The 18,058-nt window shown below is 73.4% G+C and carries 15 protein-coding genes; 3 read left to right on the top strand and 12 right to left on the bottom strand.

Going from position 1 to position 18,058, the window contains the following annotated elements; all coding sequences use genetic code 11:
- Positions 1 to 190: 190 nt before the first annotated feature.
- The 4 genes from Q6349_RS05465 to metG form a co-directional block, all read right to left on the bottom strand.
- A complete protein-coding gene (locus Q6349_RS05465) occupies positions 191 to 1,498 on the bottom strand; it encodes a resuscitation-promoting factor (RefSeq protein WP_304603225.1) in 1,308 nt (435 codons plus the stop codon).
- 222 nt (positions 1,499 to 1,720) lie between these two features.
- Complete coding sequence (locus tag Q6349_RS05460) at positions 1,721 to 2,884, bottom strand: ubiquitin-like domain-containing protein (protein WP_304603224.1); 1,164 nt, start codon at positions 2,882 to 2,884, stop codon at positions 1,721 to 1,723.
- Positions 2,885 to 2,990: 106 nt separating this feature from the next.
- On the bottom strand, positions 2,991 to 3,923 hold the full coding sequence (locus Q6349_RS05455; RefSeq protein ID WP_304603223.1) for a TatD family hydrolase: 933 nt from the start codon (positions 3,921 to 3,923) through the stop codon (positions 2,991 to 2,993).
- Positions 3,923 to 5,719, bottom strand: a complete 1,797-nt coding sequence (gene metG, locus Q6349_RS05450; RefSeq protein ID WP_304603222.1) for a methionine--tRNA ligase — start codon at positions 5,717 to 5,719, stop codon at positions 3,923 to 3,925. The genes Q6349_RS05455 and metG overlap by 1 nt, the downstream gene beginning before the upstream one ends.
- Before the next feature lie 104 nt (positions 5,720 to 5,823).
- Here metG and Q6349_RS05445 point away from each other — a divergent pair, with 104 nt between their 5' ends.
- Together Q6349_RS05445 and Q6349_RS05440 are read left to right on the top strand one after the other, a co-directional pair.
- Positions 5,824 to 6,396: an isochorismatase family protein gene (locus Q6349_RS05445; protein WP_304603221.1), complete on the top strand. Its 573-nt coding sequence runs from the start codon at positions 5,824 to 5,826 to the stop codon at positions 6,394 to 6,396.
- Positions 6,397 to 6,552: 156 nt separating this feature from the next.
- Complete coding sequence (locus Q6349_RS05440; RefSeq protein WP_304603220.1) at positions 6,553 to 7,062, top strand: LURP-one-related/scramblase family protein; 510 nt, start codon at positions 6,553 to 6,555, stop codon at positions 7,060 to 7,062.
- A gap of 74 nt (positions 7,063 to 7,136) precedes the next feature.
- On the opposite strand, the gene rsmI is transcribed toward Q6349_RS05440, so the two are convergent.
- Positions 7,137 to 8,009, bottom strand: a complete 873-nt coding sequence (gene rsmI, locus Q6349_RS05435; RefSeq protein WP_304603219.1) for a 16S rRNA (cytidine(1402)-2'-O)-methyltransferase — start codon at positions 8,007 to 8,009, stop codon at positions 7,137 to 7,139.
- A gap of 48 nt (positions 8,010 to 8,057) precedes the next feature.
- Between rsmI and Q6349_RS05430 the strand changes: the two genes are divergently transcribed.
- Entirely contained in the window at positions 8,058 to 10,040 is a 1,983-nt protein-coding gene (locus tag Q6349_RS05430) for a dolichyl-phosphate-mannose--protein mannosyltransferase (RefSeq protein ID WP_304603218.1), read from the top strand.
- Positions 10,041 to 10,059: 19 nt separating this feature from the next.
- Here Q6349_RS05430 and Q6349_RS05425 read toward each other — a convergent pair whose 3' ends face one another.
- The 7 genes from Q6349_RS05425 to Q6349_RS05395 form a co-directional block, all read right to left on the bottom strand.
- Entirely contained in the window at positions 10,060 to 11,508 is a 1,449-nt protein-coding gene (locus Q6349_RS05425; protein ID WP_304603217.1) for a family 20 glycosylhydrolase, read from the bottom strand.
- 24 nt (positions 11,509 to 11,532) lie between these two features.
- Positions 11,533 to 13,137, bottom strand: coding sequence for a hypothetical protein (locus Q6349_RS05420; RefSeq protein WP_304603216.1), 1,605 nt, complete (start codon positions 13,135 to 13,137; stop codon positions 11,533 to 11,535).
- A gap of 55 nt (positions 13,138 to 13,192) precedes the next feature.
- Positions 13,193 to 14,302 (bottom strand): GGDEF domain-containing protein, encoded by a 1,110-nt coding sequence (locus Q6349_RS05415; protein WP_304603215.1) that lies wholly within the window; start codon positions 14,300 to 14,302, stop codon positions 13,193 to 13,195.
- Between the two features lie 135 nt (positions 14,303 to 14,437).
- The gene (locus tag Q6349_RS05410) at positions 14,438 to 14,716 is read right to left on the bottom strand and encodes a metal-sensitive transcriptional regulator (protein WP_171247119.1); all 279 of its coding nucleotides are present in this window, start codon (positions 14,714 to 14,716) and stop codon (positions 14,438 to 14,440) included.
- 141 nt (positions 14,717 to 14,857) lie between these two features.
- On the bottom strand, positions 14,858 to 15,724 hold the full coding sequence (locus Q6349_RS05405; protein ID WP_304603214.1) for a sulfite exporter TauE/SafE family protein: 867 nt from the start codon (positions 15,722 to 15,724) through the stop codon (positions 14,858 to 14,860).
- A gap of 16 nt (positions 15,725 to 15,740) precedes the next feature.
- On the bottom strand, positions 15,741 to 16,349 hold the full coding sequence (locus tag Q6349_RS05400) for a rhodanese-like domain-containing protein (RefSeq protein WP_304603213.1): 609 nt from the start codon (positions 16,347 to 16,349) through the stop codon (positions 15,741 to 15,743).
- A gap of 71 nt (positions 16,350 to 16,420) precedes the next feature.
- Positions 16,421 to 17,830: a rhodanese-like domain-containing protein gene (locus tag Q6349_RS05395; protein WP_304603212.1), complete on the bottom strand. Its 1,410-nt coding sequence runs from the start codon at positions 17,828 to 17,830 to the stop codon at positions 16,421 to 16,423.
- Positions 17,831 to 18,058 lie beyond the last annotated feature (228 nt).

The raw sequence follows: 18,058 nt of genomic DNA, 5'->3' as shown, positions 1-18,058 counted from the left end.
ACACCCCCGTTCCCCCACCGTCAGATCCGAGGCTCCGTCATCTCCCGGGTGACCGCGGAGACGGGACCGCCCGGAGACGGGCACGAGGGTCGAACCGGCCCGGACGCCGTCGTCGTCCCCGAAGTGGAGCGCCCCCTGAGGCGCGTGAACGCGACGGCGTCCGGGCCGGTTCGACCCTCGGACGGTGGGATCAGAGCAGACCGAGCTTCGCGGCGCAGTGCGGCCACTGGCCCCACCCGGCCCGCGACTGCAGGATCTGCGCCCGCTTCGTCTGCTCGGCGGCCGACGCGTCGGACGGCAGCCCGGTACCGCCCACGGCCTGCCAGGTGGACAGCGAGAACTGGTACATCCCGTAGTACCCGTTGCCGGTGTTCGTCGTCGGGTCACCGCCGGACTCGCACTCCGCGAGCGCGGCCCACACGGAGCCGGAGGGCGCGGACCCGCCGGACGTGGAACCGGACGACGAGGAGGACGAGGTGGAACCGGACGAGGAGGACGACGAGGAGGACGAGGACGACGAGCTGCTGGACTCGGTCGGCTGCGGAGCAGGTTCGGGAGCGGGACGCTCCTTGGTGCCCTTGACGACGACGCGATCCACCGGCTTCGTGGTGACCTTGTTCGACACCTTCTCGCGCTTCGTCACCTCGCCGTCGACCCGGGTGACCCGCCAGGTGATGGTGCGCTCGCCCGGCCGGCCCTGCGTGGCCACGGTCGAGCCCTGGTCGGCGTAGCGGTCGGGGTCGGTCTTCGTGACGGTGTCGAAGTCGATCTTCTTGGTCCGCACGACCTTCTCGGTGTCGACGATCTGCACGACGACCCGCACGGACGGTTCGCCGGCGCGCGGCGGGTCGACCTGCTCGACGTGCACGCGGTCGTCGGCGTCGATCTCGACGCCCTCGGCGGCGAGCAGCTCGGCCAGGGTGACCGCACCGTCGTCGACCACCGACGACTTGCCGCCGACGACGAGCGTCACGGGCTGGTCGGCGTCGAGGCGGATCGGCAGCACGGCGCGCTCCGCGGAGCGCGACGGCAGCAGCCGGATCTGCTCGGCACGGTCGGCGAGCTCCTCCAGCGCCTCGTCGGCGTCGAGGGCGGCGACCCAGACGTCCTCCCGCTCGCCGTCGGCCTCGACCGTCAGCTCGCGGCCGTACCGGACCTCGACGACGGTGCCGTCACGCAGCTCGTCGTCGACGGCGGGGGTCACCTCGTCGTTGTCGCCGACGCGGACGCCCTCTTCCGCCAGCACGTCGTCGACGGTGTCGGCGTAGGTCGTGACGGTGGTGAGGCGGCCGTCGACGTCGATGGTGACGTCCTTGCGCAGCTGCTCGACCACGGCCGCGGAGACCCCGCCGGCCACGACCAGGCTGAGCGTCGCCACGACGGCCACGAGCGGCCACCGGCGGCGTCGACGACGGGTGGCCGCCGCATCGGCGGGCGGCTCGCCACCGCTGCCGGCGGACGAGGAGTGAACGGCAACCGGCTCGGTCGAGGGAGTCACGGAGTCGAAAGGAGAGGCCTGCATGGCGGTCCAGACGTCGTGCGGTCCGGGTTCGACGACGGTTACCCCGGCGCGAGCGGTCGGGTCCGGGTCGGTCCGGCGATCGCGACGACCGTAACCGCATCGTGATCTTCGACCAACCGTGCTCATGGTAAGAATGGCCGGTTGCGGACGCCTATGACCGAAAAATTCCGCCCCCGGGTGTTACCGATGTCACACGGTTCAGTACCAGCCGACGGTCATCGAGTGGTCCCAGGCCTCGCACGGGGTGCCGTAGCGGCCGGTGATGTAGTCCAGGCCCCAGATGATCTGCGTGGTGGGATTCGTCTGCCAGTCCGACCCCGCCGACTGCATCTTCGAACCGGGCAGCGCCTGCGGGATGCCGTACGCCCCGCTGGACGGGTTCTCGGCGTTCCAGCGCCAGCCGGACTCCTTCTCCCAGAGCTGGTCCAGGCAGATGAACTGGTCGTCGCCCCAACCGCGCTCGGCCACGAGCGACCGCGCGACGGCCTTCGCCGAGGAGGGGTCGACCTGCATGTCGGCGATGTCGAGGGTGCCCACCAGCACGACCTCCGTCACGGGCTCCACCGTGACCGTGCGCTCCACGACGGTGCGCTCCACCTCGGTCCCGTCGATCGTGCGCACCTCGTAGGTCGTCACACGCTCCCCCGGCACACCCCGGGTCTGCACGATCTCGCGCCCCCGCGGCAGCTCGTCGGACTCGACGGTCTCCGTCTCGAACGGGACCACCTCGGTGACGACGTCCGAGGCCGACTGGCCCCGGTGCACCACCACCACCATGCCGTCGACGGCCGCGGCCCCGAGGGGCACCGACGTGCCGTCCTGGGCGGCGAGCGTGATCCCCACCTCGTCGAGCACCTCGCGCACGGTGGCCTGCGTGGTGCGCAGCGGCAGCACGGCGCCGTCGACGGAGACGTGGACGGTCTTGAGCGTCGAGACCCGGACCGGCGAGCGCCCCAGCAGGTCGCTGCGCGACGCCGTCGTGACCGCCCCCTCGCCGCGGGGACCGAGGGCGGCGAGGAGCTCTCCCACGGTGTGGGCCGTCGTCGGGAACGTCACCGTCTCTCCGTCGATCTCCATCGTGACGTCCCTGCTGGTGCGCACCACGACCTCGCCGTCGTCCGGCGCCGAGCCCGACAGCGCGGGCTGGACCAGGTCGTCCGGTCCGGGCGTGATCCCGTGGAACGCCAGGACGTCGGCGACCGTGTCACCGTAGCCGTCGACCGTGCGGACCTGACCGTCGACGTCCAGGGTGATCTCCGCGTGGGCGTCCACGACGCCGGCCGTCCCGACGGCGACCGCGGCCACGACGACGCCACGCGTGACGAGGCCTGCGGCGGCGGGCAGCGGGCCACGCCGCCCCACGAAGGGTGCCCGGGTACGCCGACGACGGGGCTCTGCCCGTCGATTCGTCCTGTTCGTCGCCACTGTCACCGCACAGTAGTGGACCGCCCGCCGGGCACGGAAGCGGTCACCAGGATCCGTACACCCGCTCGGAGTTCTCGGACAGGGCGCGGCAGAGCTCCTCCAGCGGCCGGTCGAGGACCTCCGCCATCGCCCGCACCGTGTGCCCGGCGACGTAGGGCGCGTTGGGGCGGCCGCGGTACGGGTGCGGCGGCAGGTAGGGCGCGTCGGTCTCGACCAGGACGAGCTCGAGCGGCACGGTGCGCAGGGCCTCGCGCAGGTGGTCGTTCCTCGGGTAGGTCACCGGCCCGGCGAACGAGAGGTACCACCCGTGCTCGGCGGCCAGCGCCGCCATCTGCTCGTCGCCGGAGTAGCAGTGGAAGACCGTGCGGTCCGGGGCGCCGTCGGCGAGCAGGACCTCGATCACCTGCTCGTGGGCGTCCCGGTCGTGGATCTGCAGCGCGAGCCCCAGCTCCTTGGCCAGCGCGACGTGCGCGCGGAAGGACTCCCGCTGGGCGACCTCGCCCTGCGGGCCCGTGCGGAACAGGTCCATCCCGGTCTCGCCGACCGCCCGCACGCGCGGGTTGGCCCGCGCGACCTCGGCCACCCGGGCCACGGCGTCGTCGAGCGACGTCGCGTGGTGCGGCCGGGGCGACGGCTCCAGCCCGTCGGGACCGACCTCGCGGACCCCGGCGTGCAGCACGGCCTCGTTGGGGTGGATCGCCACGGCCCCCAGCAGCCGCGACCCGTGCTCCGGGTCGCGCAGCAGGGCGTCGGTCCACGCGATCGACGGCAGCTCGCAGCCGACCTGCACCAGCCGGTCGACACCGACGGCCGCGGCACGCTCGAGATGGTCGGCGACGGTGGGGACCGGGCCGCCGTCGAGGGCGCGCTCGTCGAGCACGTCCTCGATGGCGTCGAGGTGGGTGTGGTTGTCGACCACGGCGACGGGCAGGGCCTCCGGGTCCGGCGGGAAGCCCCGTTCGCGCTTGCGTCCCATCAGGCCTTCTCGCGCAGGCGTTCCAGCTCCTCCTCGACGATGGAGTCGTCGAGCTTGGTGAACACCGGGGTGGGCTTGCCGATCGGGGTGCCGGGCCGCACCGGCACGGACTCCCAGGCGGGGAACCGGTAGGCGCCGTCGTGGTTGCCGGTGATGACCGGGTAGTGGCGCGTGTCGTCGTCGAGGTCGGTGACCTCCTGGAGCGACGGCTGCGGCGCGAACTCGCCGGTCCCGCCCAGCACCTCGTGCACGGACTGGGCCGAGTGCGGCAGGAACGGTGCGAGCAGCGTGTTGCAGTCGCTGACCGCCTGGGTGGTGGTGTGCAGCACGGTGGACAGCCGGTCCGGGTCCGTCTTGAGCTTCCACGGCTGGGTCTCCGAGACGTACCGGTTGACCTCGCCCACGACCCGCATCGCCTCCGCGATCGCGGCACGCTGCCGGTTGGACTCGATGAGGGAACCGATCTTGCCGAACGCCTGACCGGTGGTGGCGAGCACCTCCCGGTCGACGTCGGCCTGCTCGCCGACGGCCGGGATCTCCCCGAAGTTCTTGTGCACCATCGACGCGGTGCGGTTGACCAGGTTCCCCCAGCCGGCGACCAGCTCGTCGTTGGTGCGGCGCAGGAACCCGTCCCAGGTGAAGTCGACGTCCTGGTTCTCCGGGCCGGCGGCGGCCACGTAGTAGCGGAACGCGTCGGGCTGGTAGCGCGCCAGCATGTCGCGCACGTAGATGACCACGCCGCGCGAGGAGGAGAACTTCTGGCCCTCGACGTTGAGGAACTCGCTGGAGACGACCTCGGTGGGCAGCTGGAGGGACCCGTACGGGCCGGGCGACCCCCCGTGCGAGCCGCCGCCGTCGTACCCGAGCAGCTCGGCCGGCCAGATCTGCGAGTGGAAGGTGATGTTGTCCTTGCCCATGAAGTAGTACGACCGGGCGTCCGGGTTGGTCCACCAGTCACGCCAGGCCTCGGGCGTGCCCCGGCGGCGGGCCCACTCGATGGAGCTGGACAGGTAGCCGATGACGGCGTCGAACCAGACGTACAGGCGCTTGTTCGGGTTGTCCTGCCACCCGTCGAGCGGCACGGGGATGCCCCAGTCGATGTCGCGCGTCATGGCGCGCGGGCGGACGTCGTCGAGCAGGTTGCGGCTGAAGTTCAGCACGTTCTGCCGCCACCCGGTGCGCGTCTCGAGCCAGGAGGCGAGCGCGTCGACGAAGGCCGGCAGGTCGAGGAAGAAGTGGTTCGACTCGACGAACTTCGGCGTCTCGCCGTTGATGCGGCTGCGGGGGTTCTTCAGGTCGATCGGGTCGAGCTGGTTGCCGCAGTTGTCGCACTGGTCGCCGCGCGCCCCGTCGTAGCCGCAGATCGGGCAGGTGCCCTCGATGAAACGGTCGGGCAGCGTGCGGCCGGTCGACGGCGAGATGGCACCCATCGTCGACTTCTCGACCATGTAGCCGTTCTGGTGGACGGTGCGGAACATCTCCTGCACGACGGCGTAGTGGTTGCGCGTCGTGGTGCGGGTGAACAGGTCGTAGCTGAGGCCGAGCGAGGTCAGGTCCTCGACGATCACGCGGTTGTACCGGTCGGCAAGCTCTTGCGGGGTCACGCCCTCCTGCTCGGCCTGGACCAGGATCGGGGTGCCGTGCTCGTCCGTGCCGGACACCATCAGCACGTCGTGACCCGCCATCCGCATGTGCCGGCTGAAGACGTCGGAGGGAACGCCGAAGCCGGCGACGTGGCCGATGTGCCGCGGACCGTTGGCATAGGGCCATGCCACGGCCGAGAGGATGTGGGTCATGGCCCGAATCCTACTGGCCGGGCCGCCCGGGGGCCGTCGCGTCTCACCGGCCGCCCGCCCGTCGGGACGGCCTCACGGGTTGCGAACGGTGGCAGAGTGGAGGCATGAGCACGCGAGCACTCCTCGTCGTCGACGTCCAGCCGACGTTCTGCGAGGGCGGCGAGCTCCCGGTCGACGGGGGCCACCGCGTCGCGCAGGACGTGGCCTCCTACGTCGCCGCCCACCGTGACCGCTACGACCTGGTCGTCACCACGCAGGACTGGCACATCGACCCCGGCGAGCACTTCAGCGACGACCCGGACTTCGTGAACTCCTGGCCGGTGCACGGTGTCGCGGAGTCGGAGAACGCCCGGCTGCACCCGGCCCTCGCCGACCTCGACGCCGACGTGACGATCACCAAGGGCCAGTACCACCACGGCTACTCCGGCTTCGACGGGACCGACGCCGACGGGCGCTCCCTGGAGCGGGTGCTGCGCGAGGCGGACGTCGACGCCGTCGACGTCGTCGGCCTGGCCGAGTCGCACTGCGTGAAGCACACCGCGCTGGACGCCGTCCGGTCGGGGTTCGCCACCACCGTGCTGACCGACCTCACCGCGCCGGTCTCGACGGAGCTGGGCGAGCAGGCGCGCCGGGAGCTGGCGGCCGCCGGGGTGGAGCTGACGCCCTCGACCCGCTGACCCCGGGACAAGGGTCACGACCCGCGGGTCAGGGCGACCCGCCGCGAGTCAGGGCGACCCGCCGCGAGTCAGGGCCCCGGGCGCGTGCCCGTCCTCCGGCGTGCCCCGGCACTCCCGTCGCGCTACGTTGCGAAGACGTCGACTCCGGAGGTCCCGATGCCGCTGCCCCCGCCCCCTGCCGGTTGGGCCCGCTACCTCCTCAAGAGCAGGTTCGGCGTGGGCCGCGACTTCGCCGTCCTCGACCCGGACACCGGCGAGCAGTCCTGGTTCGTCGACGGCAAGGTCGGCATGCGGCCGCGGGCAGACATCCAGGACGGCGACGGCCAGGTGGTGTACACCGTCACCGGCAAGATGTTCGGCATCCCCAAGCACATGACGATCTCCGGGGCCGACGGCACCGAGATCGCCTCGCTGCACGCCAAGATGTTCTCGCCCATCAAGGACCGCATGTCCATGGAGGTGCCCGGGAGCGAGCCCTGGAGCCTCGAGGGGTCGTTCATCGAGAAGAACTACTCGGTCACCGTCGGCGGTCGGCACGTCGTGCAGATCACCCAGAAGTGGGTGACCATCCGCGACGCCTACACCCTCGACGTCGTGGACGGCGTGGACGTCGGGCTGGCGCTGGCCGTCGTGTGGGCGATCGACCGCTGGGTCGAACGGGACTGACCCGCGGCGCCCCGTCCTGAGTCGCGCCGGGTCGCCCTGAGTCGCGCCGGGATGCCCTGACCCGCCGGAGGGCGTCAGCGGGCGGGCCGAGCCGCCAGCGCGGCCTCGTAGAGGTCGCGCTTGGAGACCCCGGCGGCCGCCGCGACCTCGGACACGACGCTCTTGAGCCGTTCCCCGGCGTCGACCCGCTCCTGGACGCGCGGCACGAGCACGTCGAGGCCGGGAGCCTCCGGCGCCGGCGCCCCGCCGACGACGACGCAGATCTCGCCGCGCAGCCCCTGTCCGGCCGCGGCCCGCTCCGCCGCGAGCGCCGCCAGCTCCCCGAGCGGCCCGCGCAGCACCTCCTCGTAGACCTTCGTCAGCTCGCGGCAGACGGCCCCCGGACGCTCGGCGCCGAAGGCGTCCGCCATGGCGGCCAGGGTGTCGACGATGCGGTGCGGCGACTCGAAGAACACCATCGTGCGTCGCTCGCCGGCCAGGTCGCCGAGCCAGCGCGACCGGTCACCGGTCTTGCGCGGGACGAAGCCGTCGAACGTGAAACGGTCCGTGGGCAGCCCGGACAGCGCCAGGGCGGTGAGCACGGCGGAGGCACCGGGCGCCGACGTGACGGCCAGTCCCCGCTCGACGGCCCGGGCGACCAACCGGAATCCGGGGTCGGACACCGCCGGCATCCCGGCGTCCGTGACGACCAGGACGGTGCCGCCGTCGGCGACGACGTCGAGCAGGTCGTCGGCACGCTCGCGCTCGTTGTGCTCGTGGTACGACACGACGCGCCCGCCGACCTCGACGCCGAGCCGACCGGCCAGGGCGTGCAGGCGCCGCGTGTCCTCGGCGGCGACGACGTCGGCGTCGGAGAGCAGGCGCAGCAGTCGCGGTGAGGCGTCCTCGACGTTGCCGATCGGGGTGGCGGCCAGCACGACGGACCCGGCCTCGGGGACACGACTCATGGGGACAACTGTCCCACGGGGCGTCGTCGACCCCCTAGAGTGACCGAGGTGAGCGCCCACGATCCCGACGCCCCCGCCCACACCGGAGTGCCGCCGGAGGAAGACCCGACGGGGTCGCCGAACCGCCAGTACCCGTCCCGTCGCGAGATCCACGGGCACGACCGCCGCACCAACACCCGCGGCATCCCCGCGGTGACGGGAGCACTCCGGGCGCTGACCGGGTCCACGCCCGCGGTCAACGGCGAGGGGCGGGCCACGTCCGCGCCCGACGCCGCGGCGTCCGCGCCCGCCGACCCTCCGGCCCGCCGGCCCGAGACCGGCATGACGCCGGCCGCCGAGAGCCGCGCGGCAGCCGCGGTCGCGACCGTCACCACGGTGTCGGCGACGGCCGACCCGGCCCGGGACGACCACCCGGACGACGCCGCGCAGGGCACGACGGACGGTGCCGAGAGCGGCACGGAGCGGGCTCTCCTCGTCCGGCTGCTGGGCGAACGGCGCCTGGGCCTCGGCGCGACGTGGTCGGCCCGTCTCCACGGCTGGGTGGGGGCCGTCCTGGTCACCCTCGTGGCCGCGGTCGCCCGGCTGTGGGAGCTCGGACGGCCCGGCGCGCTGGTCTTCGACGAGACGTACTACGTCAAGGACGCCTACACCCTGGGCAGCTCGGGCACCGAGCGGCAGTGGCCGGACGACCCGAACGCCGCCTTCGAGGCCGGCGACGTCGACACCTACCTGGACCAGGCCGCCTACGTCGTCCACCCGCCGGTGGGCAAGTGGATGATGTGGCTGGGCATGGAGGCCGGCGGCGGGGCGGCGAACCCCTTCGCGTGGCGTCTGGCCTCGGCCGTCGTCGGCATCCTGGCGGTGCTGCTGCTCGTCCGGATCGCACGGCGGCTGTTCGCCTCGACGACGATGGGCCTGGTCGCCGGGTTCCTGCTGGCGATCGACGGGCAGGCGATCGTGCACTCGCGCACCGCCCTGCTCGACCAGTTCCTCATGTTCTGGGTTCTCGTCGCCTTCGGCTGCCTGCTGCTGGACCGGGAGTGGGCCCGCCGCCGCCTGGCGACACGGGTGGCGGCCGTCCTGGACGCCGGCGGCACGGTGGACAAGTACGGGCCGCGGCTCGGGATGCGCTGGTGGCGGCTGGCGGCCGGCGTCTCGCTGGGCCTGGCGTGCGGCGTGAAGTGGTCAGGGCTGTGGTTCGTCGCGGCGTTCGGGCTGCTCACCGTCCTGTGGGACGTCACGGCCCGACGTCGGGCCGGGATCGGTCGATGGCTCGAGGACTCGGCGCTCGCCGACGCCGTCCCGGCGTTCCTGCAGATCGTCCCGGTCGCGGCGCTGACCTACGTGGCCTCGTGGTGGCGGTGGATCGCCGGCTCGGAGGGCTACTACCGCGACTGGGCCGCGGAGAACCCCGAACAGGCCGTCTCCTGGCTGCCCGACTGGATGGCGAGCCTGTGGCACTACCACCAGCAGGTGTTCCAGTTCCACACCACGCTGGACGCGGAGCACGCCTACGCGGCGGGCCCGCTGGGCTGGATCGTGCAGTGGCGTCCGACGTCCTTCTACTGGGACCGGCTCGGTGCGGGCGACGGCGCCTGCCCGGCGGGCACGGACGGCGGCTGCGCGGTCGCGGTCACGGCGCTGGGCAACCCGCTGCTCTGGTACCTGGCCGCGATCGCGCTGGTGGTCACGGTCGCCCTGGGGATCTGGCTGCGCGACTGGCGTGCGCTGGCGGTGATCTCCGGGACGATCGCCGGCTGGCTGCCGTGGTTCCTGTACGCGGACCGCACGATCTTCACCTTCTACACGATCGTCTTCACGCCGTTCGTCGTCATGACGCTGGTCTACCCGATGGTCGTCGCGCTCGAACGCACCCGATGGCGTCAGGGCAAGGGCGGCACCGCCGCGTTGATCGCGGTCGTGGTGCTGCTCATCACCCTGGTGTCGGTCGCCTTCTACCCGTTCTGGTCGGCGATGGCGGTGCCGTACGACTACTGGCGCGAGATCATCCGCTTCCAGAACTGGATCTGACCCGAGGTCGCTCCGGGTCCTACCAGGCGACCTGCGGGGTGGGGTGGAACGCCCAGCCCGCAGCCGTCCAGGACGGCGCCGACGCGGCCGTGCGGGCCGTGAACCCGTCGAAGTCCTTCCGCTCCGGGGCAGTCCAGGCGACCTCGGCGACGGCGCCCAGCCGCGGCAGCAGCATGGAGAACAGCTCGTCCCGGGTGGTGAGGGTCTCGGTCCAGATCGCGGCCGACACACCCTCGACGGCGGACGCCGGCAGCCCGTCGATCACCGCGGTGGGCTCCCACTCGTAGGCGTCGCGCAGCTCCACGTGGCCGGCCCACTCCAGCCCGAGGGGGTGCTCGGCGGTGTACTTCATGTCCAGGTAGGCGTGGTCGCCCGGTGACATGACGAAGCGGGCCCCCGCCTCGGCCGCCGCGACGAACCGGTCGAGGTCCTCGCCCCGGGGCTCCCAGTACTGCAGCAGCGTGCCGGGCTCGACCGGGCCGCGCGCCCCCTCCTGCCAGAAGATCGGCGTCTTGCCGTGCTCGCGCACGATCCGTGCGGCGAGCTCGACGAACCGCGCGAACTCCGCGACCTCCATGGTCAGCACCTCGTCACCGCCGACGTGCACCCACGGCCCGCGGGTCATGCGCGCCAGGTCACCGATGACGTCGCGCAGGAACGGTTCGGTGGCGGGGTTGTCGAACCACAGTCGCGAGAACCCGACCTCGATGCCGTCGTAGGCGTCGGTCGGCACCCCGTCGGACGTCAGCGCGCCGTAGACGTGGGTGGCGGCGTTGACGTGCCCGGGCATGTCGAACTCGGGCACGATCGTCACGTGGCGCGCCGCGGCGTACTCCTGCAGCGCCTGGTAGTCGTCCACGGTCAGGCGGCCGGCCGGGCCGCCGCCGACCTGGTGGTCGGCGGCCCTCTCCAGCTCCGGACGGGAGGGGATCTCGATGCGCCAGCCCTGGTCGTCGGTCAGGTGCAGGTGCAGCACGCGCAGCTTGAACGAGGCGACGAGGTCGACGACGGCGCGGAGGTCGTCGGGGCCGAACCAGTGGCGCACGACGTCCAGGCTCAGGCCGCGCCAGGCGTAGCGCGGTGCGTCGTGCACGACGACGGGGGCCACGACGGGTGCGCCGCCCGCGGCGGGGTGCGTCACGAGCTGGCGCAGCGTGCGGGCGGCGTGCAGGAGGCCGACGGGCGCGGCGGCGGTGGCACGGATCTCGCCCTCGCCGACCCGCAGCGTGTACCGCTCCTCGGCGTCCGAGCCGTCCGGACCGGCGGCCGGGTCGACCTGCAGCGTGAAGGGCACGGCACGCCCCTCCGCCGGGTCGTCGGACACCGGGACGCCGGCGGCCTCGACCTGCTCGGCGACCAGCGCGGCCACGGCGGGGTCGGGGGTGTCGACGCGGATCGCGGGGACGGCGACGGGGTCGTCACCGGTCCCGGCGACGTCGGTGGGCCACGGGATGAGGGGCAGCAGCATGGGTCTCCAGTCGGGCCCGGCCGGTCAGGAACCGGTCACGAGCAACGGGGCGGGGTCCGTCGGCACGAGCTCGACGGAGCGGTAGTACTCGGGCTCCGGGCCCGCCCAGCCGGCGTGCACCCCGTCGGGCAGGCCGTCGGTCACGCGCCCCCACACCCACTCGGTCGTGGTGAGACCACCGGTCCGGTCGGCGGCGACGACGAGCTCGACCGCCTCGGTGCCGGCGGCCGTCCGGCCGAGCTGGTCACGGTCGACGACGGACTCCGGTCGCGTCTGGTGCAGGACCACCATCGTCGGGGGCAGACCGTGATTAGTTATCACCCCTTCAATATAGCGGACCACGTCCTCCACCTCGGCCGCCGACACCTGTCCGGGAGGCTGCTCGCCGTCGGAACGCCGGTCCTCCGGGTGCAGCATCACCCCCACCCCCGGCCTCGCGAGCAGGTCCTCCAGCGGCTCGACCTCCTCACGCAGGGTGGACATGCCGGCCCCCACGTCGAGCAGGACGAACTGGCCGGCGTCCCGGGCCGCGTCCACCAGGGGTTCCAGCTCGGCCGGCGGCTCCTCGGCCACCCAGTCGCCGTCCTCCCCCTCGTGGCCGGCCGCCGCGCTGGCCTGCACGACGACCGTCGGGACGACCGGCCCGCCCTCCAGGCCGGCGTAGGTGTCGGCCGCGGCCGCCGCCGCGTCGACCACCGCCGCCGGGTCGTCGCGCCGACCGCCCTCGACGCTCACGTACCGTGCCGGCAGCAGCTGCTGCGTCCCGGTCGGCAGCAGCTCGCCGCGTTCGGCCGCGGCCACCCGCCACGCGAACTCCTCCGCGCTGCCGAAGGTCGGCCCCACCCCGACGACGGCCAGCGCCTGGACGGAGTCCACGTGCTCGATGACCTCCGGGGCACCGGCGATGTCCCCGCCCGGCACCTCGTGGTCCACGGCGCCCGCGGCGCGCAGGGTGGCGATCGCGGCCTCCTGGCCGGGACGCGGGTCGGTCAGGGCGAGCACCTCGGTCAGGCGCGCGGCGGGTGAGGACGCGGGGGACGGCCGACCGTCCGCCAGCGCCGCGTCGACACGGTCACGCAGCTCCTGCTCCTCGTCCTCGGACAGCGGCTCGACGCCGGGGTCGCTCCCCGGCAGCAGCGCGGGGGTCTCCAGGGTGACCACCTCGACACCGGCCGCTCGGGCCGCCTCCGCCGCCAGCGGCTCGGGCGAGGCGCTGTCCGCCTCCCCCGGGTCGGCGCCCGGACGGACCACGACGGCGACCCGGGCGCCCAGGCGGTCCAGCTCGTCGGACACCCCGCGGTCGGACACCGCTCCCCCGACGAGCAGCGCCGGGGCACCGAGACTCTCGGCGGCCGCGGCGTGCAGGGCCCGGACGGCCCCGTCCGGCAGGTCCGCCCCGGACCCGGCCACGACGGCGACCGGCGACCGCTCGAAGATCTGCTGGCTCGCCGTCAGCGCGAGCTCCGCCGGGTCGGGCGAGTCGAGCAGCACCGTCGAGGCCGGCTCGCGGACCACGGTCTGCACCGCCGGGCCGTCGGACGGCTGCGGGCTCACCTCGTCCCCGCACGCACCGGCGAGCAGCACGACGGTCAGGGTCGACAGGACGAATCGGGCGTTCCGTGCAGGCACCAGAACATCTTCGCGTATCCGGCGCCCCCGGGTCGACAGCACCCGGTGGATCGGCTCAGACCAGCGGCGGCGCGGACGTGCTCGCGGCGCCGGCCCGCCGCTCGCGACGCGGGAGGAGCGAAGGCGCCGCCGAGGGGGTCGGCGGCGTCACCGCGGGCTCACCCGACGTGGTCGGGGCGGGTGACGGCGACCCCGGGCCGTCCGGCACGGCGGGGACGCCGTCGCGGGACCCCAGGTCCCGCGCGAGCCGCGACTCCGCCTCGACGACGAGCTCGTCCGGCGACCCGGCGCCCGCGACGGACCAGACCACCGCCGACCGCAGGTCCGGCCGGACCGGCAGGTCGTCGCCGGGCTCGGTCAGCCGTGCCAGCACGAGCCGACGCAGCTGGTCCGCCGAGGCCGCGGCGTGCACGTCGTCCATCGCCGGCAGGGTGGCGAGCACGGCGAAGCGGTCGCCGTCGACGCGGCCGGGCTCGCACCCGCGGGGCAGCCCGGTGCGCAGCCGCTGCGCGAGCGCCGTCAGCACGTCGTCGCCGACCTGCAGCCCGTGCAGGGCGTTGAGGCCCCCCATGCCGCGCACGTCGACGAGCACGAGCGCCACGCGCAGGGCCGACCCCCGGACCAGCTCGCAGCGCCGTGACAACGAGTGGTAGGTCGCACCGCGGGTGGGCAGCCGGGTGTGGGGGTCCTGCGTGGACCGGTCGGCCAGCGCCGCGACGAGGGCCCGCATGAGGTCCGCCGTCGCGGCGGTGGCCCAGTGCGACCCGGCCACCAGGACGTCGTCGTACCGGTGCGCCTCGTCGCGTTCCATCGCGCGGGTGGCGACCGTCGAGACGGAGTCCTCGGGCGAGACCGTCATCGGGGACCAGTCGGTCACGGACGCGACGGGGCGTCGCTCCAGCACGGCCCGGCCGTAGCCCAGCCGGCCCGTCAGCGCCGCCGTCAGACCGGCTCGCACCACGAGCCCCGTGCGGGACCCGCCGTCGTCGTCCTGCACGGCGACGCACGTCACCTCGGGACTGCGGAACATGACCTCGAGCTGCCCCACGGGCATCGAGGAGCCGACCACGGTGACGGGCCGGGCGAGGTCGGCGACGATGCCGGCCAGCCGGGCACCGCCCCGGACCTGTCGGTGGCGGGCGACCTCTGTGATCTCGTCGTGCACGATCGTGAGCATCGCAGCCGCGGAGGCGCGGCGGGGGTGAGGTCGCCGAGTCTTCCGGCAGTGTTCACCGTCGTTCATCCACCGGTCAGGTGGCGGCTCGTCGTCCGCCGGCCCCGACGCGGCGTCCGCCGGCGGTCAGGCCAGGGTGAGGAACAGCTTCTCGAGCTCCTCGGCGGTGAGCCCGTCCTCGGCCTCGGCCGTGCCGTCCGGGTCGTTGACGCACTCGCGCATCGCCGTGGAGACGATGACGAAGCCCGCCCGGTCGAGCGCGGTCGAGACGGCGGCGAGCTGGGTGACCACGTCGCGGCAGCTGCCGCCGTCCTCGACGGCGGAGATGACGCCGTCGAGCTGGCCCCGGGCACGCTTGAGGCGGTTGAGGATGCGGCGCTGGGTCTGCGGGTCGGCAGTGATCATCGGACGGTTCGCTCCTGGTCGACGGGTGCCGCCGGACACGAGGACGCCCCGGGGCGGACGTCAGGATACGTCCACCCCGGGGCGTTCCGGGAGGCCCCGTCCCGGACGGGCCGGGACGGGGCGGGTGGCGGCCGGGTGGCGTCAGTGCGCCGCGACCCGGCTGCGCACGGGGCACCGGGTGCCCGCCAGGCGGCACGCCACCGCGGCGACCGCGACCACGCCGGCGACGACGGCGACCACGAGGCCCCCGACGCCCGGCAGCTCCTGCACCAGGACGAACACACCCATCACGAGGACGAAGTATCCGAACCCGCGGCGCAGCGCCGCCTCGGGCACCCGGCTGCTCAGCCGGGCTCCGACGAGGGAGCCGACCACGGCCGCGACCGTGACGGCCGCGACGAGACCCCAGTCCAGGGACACCGAGGTGAGGTAGCCCGCCAGGCCGGCGAACGACTTCATCCCGATGACCAGCAGGGAGGTCCCGACCGCCACCGACATCGGCAGCCCGCCGAGGAGGACGAGCGCGGGGACGACCAGGAATCCGCCCCCGGCCCCGACCAGACCCGTGACGAGCCCGACGACGAGCCCGTCGACGATGGTCCGGCCGACCTTCAGCGTGCCGTCGTGCTCGGGCGCCCGGCCGTTGCGGCGACCGCGGATCATGGCGGCCGCCGTCGCGATCATCATGGCCGCGAAGGCGATCATGAGGATCGTGCCGGGGACGTGCCCGCCGACGAGACCGCCGGCGAAGGCACCCGCCATCCCGGCTGCACCGAACAGCAGGCCGGTGCGCCACTGGACGTTGCCGCGGCGAGCGTGGGCCAGCATGCTGGTCACCGACGTCACACCGACCACCAGCAACGAGGCGGCGATGGCCTCCTTGGGCGGGAAGCCGGCGACGTAGGTCAGCAGCGGGACGGTGAGGATGGACCCTCCCCCGCCCAGCAGGCCGAGGGAGATGCCCACCACGACCGCCAGCAGGAGCACGGCCACTGTCGTGATGTCCACGATCGTCCCCCGCCGCTCAGGCGGCCCGGGCCGAGACGGCCTGCGGCGCCACCGGGATGGACCGGATGGTGTTCTCGACCGTCGGGCTGACCTCGGTGCGGTTCCACGGCGCCTTGGACAGCGCCGCGGCCATCGCGCAGGAGTCGGACAGGGCCGAGTACGTCAGCCCGGCACCGATCGCGCCGGCGAGGAAGCCGACGCGCGGGTGGATCAACTTGCTGCCGACGAACCCGGCGAGCACGAGCGAGCCCGCGACCATCCGGACCTGGCGGTCCATGGCCCAGCGCTGGGTGCCGCGCACCACGGCGCCGCCGGCGGACTCGAACGCGGAGATCCCGCCGGCCAGCACCTCGGCGCTGGCCAGGCCGACCGCGGAGAGCCGGTCCTGCGCCTGCCCGGCACGGACGCCGGACTGGCACACCAGCACCACGCGGCCGCCGAGGCGGTCGGCGAGGTCGTGGGTGTGCTCGGACAGCAGCGGCAGCGGCACGTTGTACGAGCCGCGGATGTGCACGGTCTCGAACTCGGCCGGGGTGCGGACGTCGATGATGGTCAGCTCGTCGTCGGCCAGGCGCTGCTTCAGCTCGCCGGGCTCGATCGTGGTGACGGTGGCGGTGGAAGCCATCGGTGAGGTGGTGCCTTTCGTCAGGGGGTGGGGGACGTGCGTCGAGGACGGGGCGTGGGTCGCCGGGGCGGTCACGCGGGCTGCGCGACGCGCTGGGAGCCGCGCCAGGCGGTCCAGCCCGCGTAGCTGCCCTCGAGCTCGACCACGTCGTAGCCGGCACGGCGCAGCGCGCTCGCGGTCACGGCGTTGCGCACGCCGGACTGGCAGTACGTGACGATCGTGCCCTCGTCGGGCAGCTGGTCGAGGTTCCACAGCACACGGCCGCCGCTGAGCTGCTTCGAGCCCGGGATGTGGCCGTCGGCGTGCTCGGTCTTGTTGCGGACGTCGAGCACCAGCGTGGCGTCGAAGGACTCCAGCTCGGCCGGGGAGATCGTCCGCGGCGTGGTCATCGGCAGGCCGTCGAGCTCGGGGGTGAACCCGGCCACGGTGTCGATGCCGACGCGGACCAGGTGGTCACGCATCTCCTCGGCGTACGCCTGGTCCTCGGCCAGCAGGATCAGCGGCCGGTTCTCCTTCTCCGGGTCGTAGACCCAGGCGCCGTAGCTGGCCGCCTTGGCGATCCCGGGGACGTTGAGGCTGCGGGCGACGGTCCCGGCGTGCACGGCGTGCTGGTCGCGGGTGTCGACGAAGATCACCTCGTCCGCCTCGAGACGGCGGGCGAGGTCGTCGTTGGCCATCCGGCCGAGCGGAGCGAGGGGGCCGAGCAGCGCCGGACCGTCCTTGTTCTCGCGCTTCATCCGCCCGAAGTAGGCGTGGGCGTCGGGCTGCCCGTCCAGCAGCTCGTCGATGAAGCCCTGCTCGTCGTTGTCGCGCAGGTAGGGGGCCCACCAGGCGTTCAGGCGCTCGTAGCCGACCGTGGTGGAGGGCAGCGCGCCGAGAGCCTTGCCGCAGGCGCTGCCGGCGCCGTGGGCGGGGAACACCTGGACGTGGTCGCCCAGGGTCAGGAACTCGTCGCGCAGCGAGGCGAAGAGCTGGCGAGCACCCTCGAACCGGGTGTCGACGCCGCCCGCGGCCTCGTCGAGCAGGTCGGGACGGCCGAGGTCGCCGGCGAAGACGAAGTCGCCGGTGAGCGCGTAGCCGGGGGCGTCGCTGAAGGCACCGTCGGTCACGAGCATCGCGAGGTGCTCGGGGGTGTGGCCCGGCGTGTGGCGCGCCTCGATGGTGATGTTGCCGATCCTGATGGTGTCGCCGTGGTACAGGCGGTTGGCCTCGAAGCCGTACTGCCAGTCCTGGCCGCCCTCGCCGGAGACGTAGATGTCGGCACCGGTGGTGGCCGCCAGCTCCCGCGTGCCGGAGAGGTAGTCGGCGTGGATGTGCGTCTCGGTCACGGCCACGATCTGCATGCCGTGCCGCTGGGCGAGGTCGAGGTACTCGGCGACGTCGCGACGGGCGTCGACGACGACCGCCTCGCCCTTGGCCTGGCACCCGATGAAGTAGCTCGCCTGGGCGAGGTCCTCGTCGTAGATCCGTTCGAGCAGCATGGGAAGTGTCTCCTTGAGGTCGGTTCCGCAATGCGTTGACCCCAGTCTGACGCATACCCCCTAGGGTATTCAAGTCACACCCCCCGGGGTATGCGTCACTCTCGACCCTACTGCCCCTGAGCAGCCCCGACGACCTGGTGCGCAGCACCCGGCCGGAACCACCCCGGGAACCTCGGCGACACCGCACCCGGACACATGTCGGGGCCCCTCCGAGCGCTCGGAGGGGCC

The sequence above is a fragment of the Isoptericola sp. 178 genome, from assembly GCF_030586525.1.
Classification (GTDB): domain Bacteria; phylum Actinomycetota; class Actinomycetes; order Actinomycetales; family Cellulomonadaceae; genus Isoptericola; species Isoptericola sediminis.
The sequence above is the reverse complement of the archived record's forward strand: the minus strand, read 5'-3'. Positions and strand labels throughout refer to the sequence as shown.

Coding starts and splice junctions, on each gene's coding strand:
- Q6349_RS05440 (WP_304603220.1), top strand. CDS start 6,553: ATGCCGCTGCCCCCGCCCCCTGCCGGTTGGGCCCGCTACCTCCTCAAG.
- Q6349_RS05400 (WP_304603213.1), bottom strand. CDS start 16,349: ATGGCTTCCACCGCCACCGTCACCACGATCGAGCCCGGCGAGCTGAAG.
- Q6349_RS05410 (WP_171247119.1), bottom strand. CDS start 14,716: ATGATCACTGCCGACCCGCAGACCCAGCGCCGCATCCTCAACCGCCTC.
- rsmI (WP_304603219.1), bottom strand. CDS start 8,009: ATGAGTCGTGTCCCCGAGGCCGGGTCCGTCGTGCTGGCCGCCACCCCG.
- metG (WP_304603222.1), bottom strand. CDS start 5,719: ATGACCCACATCCTCTCGGCCGTGGCATGGCCCTATGCCAACGGTCCG.
- Q6349_RS05395 (WP_304603212.1), bottom strand. CDS start 17,830: ATGCTGCTCGAACGGATCTACGACGAGGACCTCGCCCAGGCGAGCTAC.
- Q6349_RS05455 (WP_304603223.1), bottom strand. CDS start 3,923: ATGGGACGCAAGCGCGAACGGGGCTTCCCGCCGGACCCGGAGGCCCTG.
- Q6349_RS05445 (WP_304603221.1), top strand. CDS start 5,824: ATGAGCACGCGAGCACTCCTCGTCGTCGACGTCCAGCCGACGTTCTGC.
- Q6349_RS05425 (WP_304603217.1), bottom strand. CDS start 11,508: ATGCTGCTGCCCCTCATCCCGTGGCCCACCGACGTCGCCGGGACCGGT.